The 13136-nt window shown below is 39.2% G+C and carries 9 protein-coding genes; 8 read left to right on the top strand and 1 reads right to left on the bottom strand.

Annotation, left to right across the window (positions count from 1 at the left end):
- The first annotated feature begins 412 nt into the window (after window positions 1-412).
- The 8 genes from ilvD to leuB all read left to right on the top strand — a co-directional run bounded on the left by ilvD (window position 413) and on the right by leuB (window position 11448).
- Window positions 413-2239 (top strand): dihydroxy-acid dehydratase, encoded by a 1827-nt coding sequence (gene ilvD, locus OM074_RS06345; protein WP_301198543.1) that lies wholly within the window; start codon window positions 413-415, stop codon window positions 2237-2239.
- 151 nt (window positions 2240-2390) lie between these two features.
- Window positions 2391-4100, top strand: coding sequence for a biosynthetic-type acetolactate synthase large subunit (gene ilvB, locus OM074_RS06340; protein WP_301198542.1), 1710 nt, complete (start codon window positions 2391-2393; stop codon window positions 4098-4100).
- Window positions 4101-4127: 27 nt separating this feature from the next.
- Window positions 4128-4682, top strand: a complete 555-nt coding sequence (gene ilvN, locus OM074_RS06335) for an acetolactate synthase small subunit (protein WP_301198541.1) — start codon at window positions 4128-4130, stop codon at window positions 4680-4682.
- 68 nt (window positions 4683-4750) lie between these two features.
- Entirely contained in the window at window positions 4751-6247 is a 1497-nt protein-coding gene (locus OM074_RS06330; protein ID WP_301198540.1) for a 2-isopropylmalate synthase, read from the top strand.
- 110 nt (window positions 6248-6357) lie between these two features.
- Window positions 6358-7755 carry a 3-isopropylmalate dehydratase large subunit gene (gene leuC / locus OM074_RS06325; protein ID WP_301198539.1) on the top strand — a complete coding sequence of 466 codons (1398 nt, stop codon included), beginning with the start codon at window positions 6358-6360 and terminating at the stop codon, window positions 7753-7755.
- 20 nt (window positions 7756-7775) lie between these two features.
- Window positions 7776-8360, top strand: coding sequence for a 3-isopropylmalate dehydratase small subunit (gene leuD, locus OM074_RS06320; protein WP_301198538.1), 585 nt, complete (start codon window positions 7776-7778; stop codon window positions 8358-8360).
- Between the two features lie 315 nt (window positions 8361-8675).
- Window positions 8676-10232: a hydroxymethylglutaryl-CoA lyase-like TIM-barrel protein gene (locus OM074_RS06315; protein ID WP_301198537.1), complete on the top strand. Its 1557-nt coding sequence runs from the start codon at window positions 8676-8678 to the stop codon at window positions 10230-10232.
- A gap of 157 nt (window positions 10233-10389) precedes the next feature.
- A complete protein-coding gene (gene leuB / locus OM074_RS06310) occupies window positions 10390-11448 on the top strand; it encodes a 3-isopropylmalate dehydrogenase (RefSeq protein ID WP_301198536.1) in 1059 nt (352 codons plus the stop codon).
- 59 nt (window positions 11449-11507) lie between these two features.
- Here leuB and OM074_RS06305 read toward each other — a convergent pair whose 3' ends face one another.
- Window positions 11508-13121, bottom strand: a complete 1614-nt coding sequence (locus tag OM074_RS06305) for a Na/Pi cotransporter family protein (RefSeq protein WP_301198535.1) — start codon at window positions 13119-13121, stop codon at window positions 11508-11510.
- Window positions 13122-13136: the final 15 nt, after the last annotated feature.

Raw genomic sequence — 13136 nt, 5'->3', positions numbered from 1 at the left:
TTGTGGTGCTATTGAAAGAGGTCTTTATAATATCTTAAAAATTATTTTTCGTTTCGGTATGTATAAAAATACACTTTTGGTATTGAAGCTGCTTGAATATGCAATTTGATAGGTGTATTTCCTATTGATTTAATGGTATTAGTGTAATAATATACATGATTTTTTTCATGATTTTTTTTGTGGTTTAAAAAAAAGCTATACATTTGTAGTCGTTGTAATCAACAGACGCAAAACGAAATGACAAATAATTTTTCATTCATTCTCATTATTAACATTATTCTCTTGGTCATTACCAGGCAGGAGTGAGAATGGTATGTGAAATTTAAATATATTAAGATATTTCAAGAGGCCTTTCTCACAATCGTGAAGAAAGGTTTTTTTTTATCTGTAACTGAAAGATTTTAAGTTTAAAATGAAAAATAAATTAAGAAGCGCAACAACAACCGAAGGACGTAGGATGGCCGGAGCCAGAAGCCTTTGGAGAGCCAATGGAGTAAAAGAAGAGCAGTTTGGAAAGCCAATGATTGCTATTGTTAACTCATTTACTCAGTTTGTTCCAGGTCATGTTCATCTTCACGAAATAGGTCAGGAAGTGAAGCGTATGATAGAGGCTAAAGGTTGCTTTGCCGCAGAGTTTAATACTATAGCTATTGATGATGGTATTGCCATGGGGCATGATGGTATGTTGTATTCATTGCCTTCCAGGGATATTATTGCTGATAGTGTAGAATATATGGTGAATGCGCATCGTGCTGATGCCATGGTGTGTATCAGTAATTGCGACAAGATTACTCCGGGAATGTTAATGGCTTCGATGAGGTTGAATATACCTACTATATTTGTTTCAGGAGGGCCAATGGAGGCAGGAAAGGTTGGAGACCGTGCTCTTGATTTGGTTGATGCTATGGTAATGGCTGCCGATGATAATGTTTCTGATGAGGAAGTAGCTGCTGTGGAAGCAAATGCATGCCCAACATGTGGTTCTTGCTCCGGTATGTTTACTGCCAATTCAATGAACTGCCTGAACGAAGCGATAGGATTGGCATTGCCTGGGAATGGAACAATTGTTGCCACACACAAAAATCGTAAGGCCTTATTTGAAAAAGCTGCAAACCAAATAGTAGAAAATACATATAAATATTATAGGGATGGTGATGAATCTGTGTTGCCACGTTCTATTGCTACCTTCAGCGCATTTAAAAATGCCATGACTTTAGATGTTGCAATGGGAGGATCTACAAATACAGTTCTTCATATTTTAGCTGTTGCCCATGAAGCTGGAGTGAATTTTACCATGGACGATATTGATAGAATATCCAGGTATACACCAGTGCTTTCTAAGGTAGCTCCAAACTCACATTATCATATTGAAGATGTAAACAGGGCCGGGGGTATCCTTGGAATCCTTTCAGAATTAGATAGGGCAGATTTACTTGATACGGACGTTTCCCGTGCAGATGGATTGACATTGAAGGAGGCTATTGCAAATTACGATGTAATGAGTAATAGTGCTTCAGATGAGGCTAAAGAGATCTATTCAAGTGCACCGGCAGGTATCCGAAACCTGACTATGGGTTCTCAAAATGCACAATATGCCGAACTTGATTTAGACAGGAAACTTGGATGTATTCGTTCTGTTGAAGATGCATACAACAAAGATGGAGGGTTGGCTGTTCTTAAAGGAAATATCGCATTTGATGGGTGCGTTGTAAAAACAGCAGGTGTAGATGAATCAATTTTTAAATTTAAAGGAAAAGCCAGGGTGTACCAATCGCAAGATGCAGCTTGTGAGGGTATTTTAGCAGGTGAAGTAGAGGCTGGAGAAGTTGTTGTAATTGCCTATGAGGGGCCTAAAGGTGGTCCGGGAATGCAAGAGATGCTGTACCCGACTTCATATATTAAATCCCGTCATCTTGGTGAAAAATGTGCTTTGATCACTGATGGTAGGTTTTCAGGAGGAACCTCAGGATTATCTATCGGGCACATTTCTCCGGAGGCTGCTGCTGGTGGAAATATTGGACTGGTGCGCACCGGTGATGAAATTGAAATTAATATCCCGGAACGTTCAATTAATGTTTTGGTTTCGGATGATGAATTAGCGCAACGAAGAAAAGAGGAAGAAGCCAGGGGAGTTGATGCATTTACTCCAGTACCCAGAGATCGTCAGGTGTCGAAAGCATTAAAAGCATATGCTAGTTTGGTTAGCTCTGCCGATAAAGGAGCAGTAAGATTAATATAGATTTTGAAATAAGAGATAATAGATGTTTAGACTATTATTATAACTTAAATTAAAAATAGTAATTAGATTATTGGCGCAGATTACAGGTGAGTATTTTATCTGTTGTTTAATGGCTGATAATCTGAAGAATAAACCACAAAGCCAAGTACTCATGGAAAAGAACAAAAATGGAAAACCAAGAATTTCCGGTTCAGAAGCGTTGCTTCAATCGTTACTATGTGAGGGAGTGGACTTAATTTTTGGTTATCCTGGGGGTGCTATCATGCCTGTGTATGATGCTCTTTACGATTACCAGGATAAACTGCACCACGTACTCACCCGCCATGAACAGGGAGCTGTTCATGCTGCACAAGGATATGCCAGAGTAACGGGTAAAGTGGGTGTCTGCTTTGCAACATCAGGGCCTGGTGCCACAAATACTGTAACGGGTATTGCGGATGCTATGATCGATTCAACCCCAATGGTTGTTATTACAGGTCAGGTGGCATCACCTCTGTTAGGAACAGATGCATTTCAGGAAATTGATGTGGTTGGTATTACTCAACCCATCACAAAATGGAATTATCTTGTAAAAACAGCTGAGGAAATTCCTGAGGCCATTGCTAAAGCTTTTTATATAGCATCAACGGGGCGTCCCGGGCCGGTTGTAATTGATATAGCCAAAGATGCCCAGTTTGGTGAAGTTGAGTTTGAGTACAATAAAATTAATCATATCCGTAGCTATACACCTGTGCCTTTAACTGATCAGGCTGATGTTATAGATGCCGCAGAAATTATAAATGCTGCACAAAAGCCTTTGGCTTTGGTTGGTCAAGGTGTTATTTTAGGGGATGCAGAGGCTGAATTGAAAGCATTTTTGGATAAATCAGGTATTCCAGCGGCCTGGACCCTGATGGGGCTGTCAGCAATGCCAACCGATTATGAACTTAATGTTGGTATGCTAGGGATGCATGGTAATTATGGACCTAATATCAAAACCAATGAATGTGATGTGTTAATTGCCATTGGAATGAGGTTTGATGACAGGGTTACGGGTGATGTATCGAGATATGCCAAACAAGCAAAAGTAATCCACTTAGAAATAGATCCGGCTGAGGTAAACAAAATTATTCCTGCTGATGTTGCTATATTAGGTAGTGTAAAACATACACTGCCTTTATTAACTGATGAGGTGAATGAAAAGTCGTACCCTGAGTGGTTAGCAGAGTTTAAAGACTGTGACAGGATTGAAGAAGAAAAGGTTATTTCTCCTGAAGTATTTCCAACAAAAAAAGGCATTACAATGGGGGAGGTGATCCATAAGGTTTCATCAGCATTTAATGATGATGCGGTATTGGTTACCGATGTGGGACAGCATCAAATGATGGCTTCAAGATATTTCAGATTTAAACAATCCAGAAGTATTGTAACCTCTGGAGGACTTGGAACTATGGGATTTGGACTTCCAGCTGCATTGGGTGCTAAGATGGGAATGCCGGAACGCGATGTTTGTGTATTCATTGGTGATGGAGGCTTCCAGATGACAATTCAGGAACTGGGAACCATCCTTCAAACAAAGTCTGCAGTAAAAATCATTCTTTTAAATAATAATTATTTGGGAATGGTTCGTCAATGGCAGGAGCTGTTTTTTGATAAACGCTATGCTTCTACAGAACTTACAAATCCTGATTTCCAAACTATTGCAAAAGGTTATGGTATTGAGTGTTCATTGGTAACATCAAGAGATAACCTGGATCAGGCGATTGAAAAGATGGCAAAAAGTGAAGGCGCATATCTGCTTGAGGTTAGGGTAGAGAAGGAAGGGAATGTTTTTCCAATGGTTCCTTCAGGATGTTCTGTTTCAGATATCCGTTTAGAATAGTTTTGTTCAATTATTAAATTTGAAACCATGCAGCAAGAATTCACGATAACCATATTTTCAGAGAACCATGTAGGCTTGTTAAATCAGGTTACTACAGCATTTACCCGTAGAAGTATAAATATTGAAAGTTTAAATACATCTGAATCAGCTCTTGAAGGTATCCATAAGTTTACTATCGTAGTTTATTCAACACGCGAACAAATGGATAAACTTATAGGTCAGCTAGAGAAAAAAGTGGATGTACTTAAAGTATTTGTGTTTACCAATGATGAAATTATTCATCAGGAGATTGCTTTATATAAAGTGCCTACTGCAGCATTGCTCAACGGAAATGAAATAGAGCAGATAGTACGGCAAAATGGTGCGCGGATTATGGAAGTTACCCCTGAATATACGGTAATTGAAAAAACTGGTCATAAAGCTGAGACTCAGGAATTGTTTGTAAAGCTTGATAAGTACGGTGTACTTCAGTTTATCCGGTCGGGCAGGGTTGCCATTACCAAGTTAAGAACTGAACTATTGGAAAAGTATCTTAAGAAATTAAGAACAGAAACTAAAATAAAAGGAATAGAAAAGTTTTAAAACCAATTATACATTAAAGAACAGGATTGAGGTCTTTCCCGGCTTCATCCATGAAATTTTAATTAGTTATGGATAATAAAGTTTATATTTTTGACACCACCTTGAGGGATGGAGAGCAAGTCCCAGGTTGCCAGTTGAACACTATCGAAAAAATAGAAGTGGCAAAGCAACTCGAGAAACTTGGTGTTGATATCATAGAGGCCGGGTTCCCTATTTCAAGTCCGGGGGATTTTAATTCGGTGGTGGAAATTTCCAAGGCAGTATCAAATCCTACTATATGTGCTTTAACCCGTGCAGTAAAAAAGGATATAGAGGTTGCTGCCGATGCGCTTAAATATGCAAAAAGAGGTCGTATCCATACAGGTATTGGTACTTCTCCTTATCATATTTACCAAAAGTTAAACTCTAATCCGGATGAGATTATCGAGCGAGGGGTTGCTGCAGTAAAATATGCACGTCAGTTTGTTGACGATGTTGAATTTTATGCTGAGGATGCTGGTAGAAGTGATAACGAATATTTGGCAAGGGTGATTGAAGCTGTTATTGCAGCTGGTGCTACTGTGGTTAATATCCCGGATACTACCGGATACTGTTTGCCATCTGAGTATGGTGAAAAAATTGCCTATTTGGTTAATAATGTTCCAAATATTGATAAAGCAATCATCTCAACACACTGTCATAATGATTTGGGTATGGCAACAGCTAATACCTTATCTGGTGTAATTAATGGAGCGCGTCAGGTTGAGGTTACCCTAAATGGTTTGGGTGAGCGTGCAGGCAATACTGCTTTGGAAGAAGTGGTAATGGCTATTAAGGCGCATAAAGACCTTGACTTCAGAACAGATATTGATGCCAAGCAAATTATCAAGACCAGTAAGTTGGTTTCTACTTTGATGCGTATGCCGGTTCAGGCCAACAAATCAATCGTAGGACGTAATGCTTTTGCTCACTCATCAGGTATACATCAGGATGGTGTTTTGAAAAACCGCGAAACATACGAGATTATTGACCCGGCTGATGTTGGTGTTAAAGAGTCAAGTATCGTACTTACTGCTCGTAGTGGCCGTGCTGCATTAAAGCATAGGTTAGAGGTGTTGGGTTATAAGCTTGAGCAGGATAAAATAGATCAGGTATACAAAAACTTTCTTGTTTTGGCTGATTCCAAAAAAGATATCAGCGATGAAGACCTTGAGGTATTAGTTGGCCATGAGAAAAAAGAGGAAAGAGTTTTGAAATTGGATAAATTTCAGGTTATCTGTGGAAAATCATGTATTCCTTCGGCCACTGTTACGCTTAACTATAATGGAAAGGTGATGACAAAAAATGCCATCGGTGATGGCCCGGTTGATGCCGCTTTTACAGCCATCAAAAAAATGTTGGACCTAAAAGATGTTGTTCTTGAGGAATATTTGGTGCAGGCTGTAACCAGAGGCTCTGATGAAATAGGTAAGGTTCATGTTCAGGTTTCGAGAGATGGAAGAACGGTTCATGGCTTTGGAGCAAATGTAGATATTCTTACCGCATCTGTTTGGGCTTATCTTGATGCGGTATCAAAGATTTTATAAATACTTACTGTCAAGTATCAGGAAACGAGTTTTAGGATATTAATCAATCCGGTTCTTGATACTTGAATTTTGTGTCTTAAAATAATTAATAACTTATAAATACTAGAAAATTGGCAGGGAAAACGCTTTTCGACAAAATTTGGGATATGCACGAAGTGAAGACCATCGAGGATGGGCCTTCTGTATTGTATATCGACCGTCACTTAGTTCATGAGGTGACCAGTCCACAGGCTTTTGCTGGATTAAAGGATCGTGGAATTAAGGTATTCAGACCACAAAATACGTTTGCGACTCCTGATCACAACATTCCTACTATTAATCAACACCTTCCTATTGCAGATGAAGTGTCTCGTTTTCAAGTGGATACTTTAACAAAAAACTGCGAGGAAAATAATGTAACCTTATTTGGTTTGGGTCATCCTAAAAATGGAGTGGTTCACGTGGTAGGTCCCGAAAATGGTATTACTCAACCGGGTATGACAATTGTTTGTGGTGATAGCCACACTTCTACACACGGGGCGTTTGGAAGTATCGCATTTGGTATTGGTACTTCAGAAGTTGAAATGGTTCTTTCAACACAATGTATCATGCAGCCTCGTCCCAAAACCATGAAGATTAATATCGAGGGAGAACTTGAGGAAGGTGTAACTGCCAAAGACCTTGTATTGTATGTTATTTCGAAATTAACAACAGGAGGTGGTACTGGTTATTTTGTTGAGTTTGCAGGTTCGGCAATCCGCAATTTAAGCATGGAAGGCCGTATGACTGTTTGTAACATGAGTATTGAAATGGGCGCTCGAGGTGGACTTATTGCTCCTGATGAAAAAACTATTGAATACGTTAAAGGTCGTGAGTATGCTCCACAAGGAGCTGATTGGGATACGGCTGTTGCCAAATGGAAAGAGCTTTATACTGATGCGGATGCGGTATTTGATAAGGAATATAATTTTGCTGCGGCAGATATTGAACCAATGATAACTTATGGTACTAACCCAGGTATGGGAATTGGTATTACTCAAAATATTCCGGCTTTAGAAACCGTTGAAGAATCATCTCAAACAACTTACTTAAAGTCATTGGAATATATGGGGTATGCTCCAGGCGAAGCCATGATCGGAAAGAAAATTGATTGGGTTTTTGTTGGTAGTTGTACAAATGGCCGTATTGAAGATATCAGGGCTTTTGCTAATGCTGTAAAAGGTAAGAAAAAGGCTGAAGGTGTTACTGCATGGATTGTTCCCGGATCGCACCAGGTTGAAGACCAGGCTATCGCAGAAGGGTTGAAGGATATTCTTGAAGAAGCTGGTTTTGAACTGCGCCAGCCAGGTTGTTCGGCCTGTTTGGCAATGAATGATGACAAAGTTCCTGCTGGTAAATATTCGGTTTCTACCAGTAACCGTAACTTTGAAGGACGTCAGGGGCCAGGGGCCAGAACATTACTTGCAAGTCCGTTAACAGCTGCAGCTTGTGCTGTTACAGGGGTAATTACTGATCCAAGAACTTTATAATTCCTTAAAAAGACAAGAAAATGCCAATAGATAAATTTGTAACATTAGAGTCAACCTATTATCCACTACCAATTGAAAATGTGGATACCGATCAGATTATTCCGGCTCGATTCCTGAAAGCTACTACAAAGGAGGGTTTCGGGGATAATTTATTTGCCGATTGGAGATACAACAGTGATGGTACACCCAAAGCAGATTTTGTATTGAATAAACCTGAGTATACAGGTTCAGTTTTAGTAGCCGGTAAAAACTTTGGATCTGGTTCAAGTCGTGAGCATGCTGCATGGGCTGTACATGGATTTGGATTTAAAGTGGTTGTATCAAGCTTTTTTGCTGATATTTTTAAAAATAACTCCTTAAACAATGGAGTTTTGCCAGTAGTAATTTCAGAAGGATTTTTAGCTGATCTTTTTGCTGCAGGTGCAGACAATAAAGTAGTTGTTAACCTTGAGGAACAAACAATTACTAATACTGCCAATGGTAAAACAGAATCATTTGAAATCAACAGTTACAAAAAGAACTGTCTGCTTAATGGTTTTGATGATATAGATTATCTTATCAGTGTAAAAGATGAGATAGAAACTTACGAAAACGGAAGAGCATAATTTTCTGATACGGCACAAATCATACAGTGTGATTTGTGCCGCTTTTGCTTTCTGATATTATTTAAGGTGGGGTCCTCTCTTTTTTAAATGACACAGATGAAGGACAGTCCTGAAGTTTAATTACTTGTCAACTTTTTTGCACAGTTGCGACATGTCACAGCTAGTTACGTGTTTTAGCGTCTGTGTGTTCATACTTTTAAAAACATGAAACGCCCCATGGGAATCGTAAGATCGACGAGGTCAAATGTTTTCCATACAGGAGAGGTACTCTAAGGGAGTTTCATCCAATACCTTTTAGGTAAAGATTATAATAAGATGAAAATAGAAGTAATGGATACCACACTCCGTGATGGTGAGCAAACCACAGGAGTTTCGTTTAATGAAGGAGAAAAGCTGGCTATGGCCAGGTTGTTACTGGAAGAAATTAAGGTAGACCGGATTGAGGTGGCTTCAGCCCGCGTTTCAGAAGGAGAATTTGCTGCTGTAAAAGGAATTACAGAATGGGCCAGGAAGAACAACTGTCTGGAAAAGATTGAAGTGTTGGGATTTGTAGACGGTGATATTTCCTTGAACTGGATAAAGGATGCTGGTGGCAAGGTAATTAACCTGCTTACAAAGGGGTCAAAAAAGCATGTTCAGGGACAATTAAGGAAAACTCCTGAACAACATATGGAAGATGTGGCGAAGGTGGTTAGTATTGCTGAGGATATGGGGATTACAGTAAATGTATACCTCGAAGACTGGAGCAATGGTATGTTAACTTCACCGGAATACGTTTTTTATGTTGTTGGAGAACTTAAAAAGATGAACGTAAAGCGTATCATGCTGCCGGATACTTTAGGTGTTTTAAATCCCGATCAGTCGTTTGCCTTTTGTTCCGATATGGTGGATCGTTTCCCGGATACACATTTTGATTTTCATGCCCATAATGATTATGATATGGCTGTTGCCAATGTGTTTTCTGCATTAAAAACGGGTATTTCAGGTATCCATACCACAGTAAACGGACTGGGAGAAAGAGCTGGAAATGCACCATTGGCCAGTGTGATCGGTATTCTTAATGATCATCTGAATCTTCAAAATAGTCTTGACGAATCAAAAATTACTACTATCAGTAAGGTTGTTGAACAATTTTCGGGACTAAGGATTCCTGAGAACCAACCAATCACAGGGTACAATGTATTTACTCAATGTAGTGGGGTTCATGCTGATGGCGATAGTAAGGACAATTTGTATTTTAATAACCTGATGCCAGAAAGATTTGGCAGGAACAGGCGTTATGCTTTGGGGAAAACTTCAGGGAAGGCTAATATTAAAAAGAACCTTGAAGAATTAGGTATTGAGCTTAGTCCTGAGCATATGAAAAAAGTGACCCAAAAGGTTATAGAATTAGGGGATAAAAAGAAGATTGTTACCATTGAGGATTTGCCCTTTATCATTGCCGATGTATTAAAAAGCTCATCGGTTAAGGATGCTATTAAAATTAGAAATTATAACTTATCTTTAGCGCATGATTTGCGCCCGTTAGCTTCTATTAGTATGGAGATTAATGGTAAAAGATATGATGAAACAGCTGTTGGTGACGGGCAATACGATGCTTTTATGAGGGCATTATGGCGTATTTATAAAAAACTTGATAAGGTTCATCCGATTCTTGTGGATTACTGGGTTAGCATCCCTCCCGGGGGTAAAACAGATGCACTGGTTGAAACAATGATTACATGGGATTATAAAGGTGTTGAGATTAAGTCCAGAGGTTTATCAGCCGATCAGACTGAAGCTGCCATCGAGGCTACGGTTAAAGTGCTTAATGTTATTGAAGAAGGCAGTTTAACCCGTCAGGCTGACTGGAAAGAAAAATTGGAAAAGTAAAATATAAGTAGTGCGTATCAATTACAAAGATGATCAGATCTGATGTTTGATATTGCGCTATTAAATAGATAGTAAGAATAATAATTGATGAAGTGTTGAGATAGGTGTAATTCATCTGGAATCTTGATACTGGAATCTTGATAATAATTATTAAGACATGAAATTGAATATTGGTGTATTAGCAGGTGACGGAATTGGTCCCGAGATTGTTGCACAAGCACAAAAAGCTATTGATGCTGTTGCGGCAAAGTTTAATCATGAGGTTGTGTATACTCCGGCGTTAGTTGGAGCAACTGCAATTGATCAGGTTGGGGATCCTTATCCTGAAGAAACACATGAGATCTGTATGAAATCTGATGCGGTTCTTTTTGGAGCTATTGGAGATCCTAAGTTTGATAATGATCCTAAGGCAAAGGTTCGTCCGGAACAGGGATTGTTAGCCATGAGAAAAAAATTAGGTTTATATGCAAACATCCGTCCTGTAACTACATTTCCTTCTTTATTGGAAAAAAGTCCTTTGCGTTTGGATATTGTTGAAGGAGCAGATTTAGTTGTTGTTCGCGAGCTTACCGGGGGTATTTACTTTGGTGACAAAGGTCGTTCTGAGGATTTAACCAAGGCATTTGACAACTGTGTTTATACTAAAGAAGAAATTGAGCGTATCCTGAAACTTGCATTCTCGTATGCTGAAAAGAGGGATAAGCGTTTAACTGTGGTTGACAAAGCCAATGTATTGGCTACTTCTCGTTTGTGGAGAGAAATCGCCCAGGCAATGGAGCCCGAATATAAAGATATTGAAGTAGATTATATGTTTGTTGATAATGCAGCAATGCAATTGATTCAGTGGCCAAAGAAATTTGATGTGATGGTAACTGAGAATATGTTTGGTGATATTATCAGTGATGAAGCGTCTGTAATTACAGGTTCATTAGGATTATTGCCATCGGCATCAGTAGGTGTTCATACCTCTGTGTTTGAGCCAATCCATGGATCTTACCCTCAAGCAGCTGGTAAAGATATTGCTAATCCTGTAGCAACCATACTTTCTGCAGCAATGTTGTTAGAATCGCTTGATCTATTGGAAGAGGCAAAAGCCATCCGCGAAGCTGTTAATAAATCGCTTGAGGCTGGTGTTGTTACTGAAGATATCAGTAAGGAGAAAGCATACAAAACATCTGAAGTTGGTGATTGGATTGCAAAAGAAATTGCAGGATAATACTAGCAGAATTAAGAATATATAATCCCGGTTGATTATCGCAACCGGGATTTTTTATTTTATCCTAACTGTAGTTTTGCAATTCTTCTGGCTAAGGAATTCAATCTCCCGATTGATTCTATTATTTCTGTTTCAAACCGGATAATAGAAATCCTGTTTTCATCATGTTGTGACAGTCGAACCATTAAGCGTTCTTTTATTTCAAGTGAACATTTATTGAATGATTTTTTACTTGCAATAACTTTACTTGCCAATGTGTTGTCATCGGTTTGGTAGGCTCTAATCGCAGTTGAGAGCGATGCTATGCTTTGTGAATAAATGCCTTTAATGAGTTTATTTGTTTCGTCGCTAATATAAAAGCCATGTTGAATCCTATGGTCAGCCGCCTCTACCATGTCTGTTGTTATTAAATCAGCAGCAGCTTCCAGAATATTGGCGATTTCAACCTGTTTTTTAATAAGGTTTGTTTCATCTTTTTCCAGTTGCCCTTGCTGAAGTTGTTGTAAGTAAGATAAAATCTGCTTTTGGTGAAAATCAATGGTTTTGTCCGATAACCTTAATTCTTCAAGATCAGTTTGGGAACCTTCCAGTGCGATTGTTAAACCTTTACTAAGTGTGTGGTTGGTTTTTAAGTATAGTTTGTCTAGTTCTTTATCCACAAGCTCAATGGCTATGCCTGGGTTTTGAAGGTAATATTTGTTTAATAAATGAATGTCACCATCTTTTCCGGTGTGTTTGGCAGGAAATATCTTACTGATTATTTTTGCCACAGGAGATGTGAAGCCTATCAACAGCATGGCATTGGCAACATTGAAAATGGTATGGGCGTTTGCTATCTGGCGGGGCAAGTCTCGCGGAGTAATGGCTTCTGTGATTTCAGCGAGCTGGGGGATAAACCAAACCCACAATAAAGCTCCGATTATTTTAAACGAAACGTGTGCAATGGCCACTTGCATTGCGGTTCTGGGTTTTCCAATGGCCGAAAGCAATGCTGTTACGCAGGTTCCTATGTTTGCCCCTATAATAATTGAGATCCCTCCCTGTGTTGATATAAGCCCTTGTGCAGCCAGTATGATGACAACGCCGGTTGTTGCGGATGAGCTTTGAACCAATGCTGTAAAAATTGCTCCTATTGCAATGCCCAAAAGGGGATTGCTTAAATTGTGCATTATCTGGAGAAAAGGGGGATATTCTTTTAAAGGATGCATTCCCTCACCCATTACATTCATTCCAAGGAACACCAATCCTAAACCTAAAAGTACCCTGCCGTACTCATGGTGTTTTTTTTGGTTTGATACGAGAGTGAACAGGTACCCAACAATAACAAGTAGTAAAGCCACTTTAGTAACTTTAAAAGCAATAATCTGGGCAGTGATAGTGGTACCAATATTTGCCCCGAGTATAATTCCCAAAGTGCTCTCAAATTGCATAATACCTGCAGATACGAATCCCACTGCCAACACCGTGGTTACAGATGAGGATTGTATAATGGCTGTAATGCCCGTGCCTGCCAGCAAGGCTTTCCATCTGGAGGCAGTCATTTTCTGAAGAAATATTTTTAACTGGCTACCTGCCGATGCTTTTAAGGCCCTGGTCATTACATCCATACCAAAAAGGAAAAGGGCCAGTCCGCCTATTAACTCATAAAGTAGTACCCACCAATTTATGTTCATATTATAATTGCATTG

The sequence above is a fragment of the Plebeiibacterium marinum genome (genome assembly GCF_026013615.1).
Classification (GTDB): domain Bacteria; phylum Bacteroidota; class Bacteroidia; order Bacteroidales; family Marinilabiliaceae; genus Saccharicrinis; species Saccharicrinis marinus_A.
Note: the sequence above shows the minus strand (reverse complement) of the source record. Positions and strands in the feature narration are given on the sequence as shown.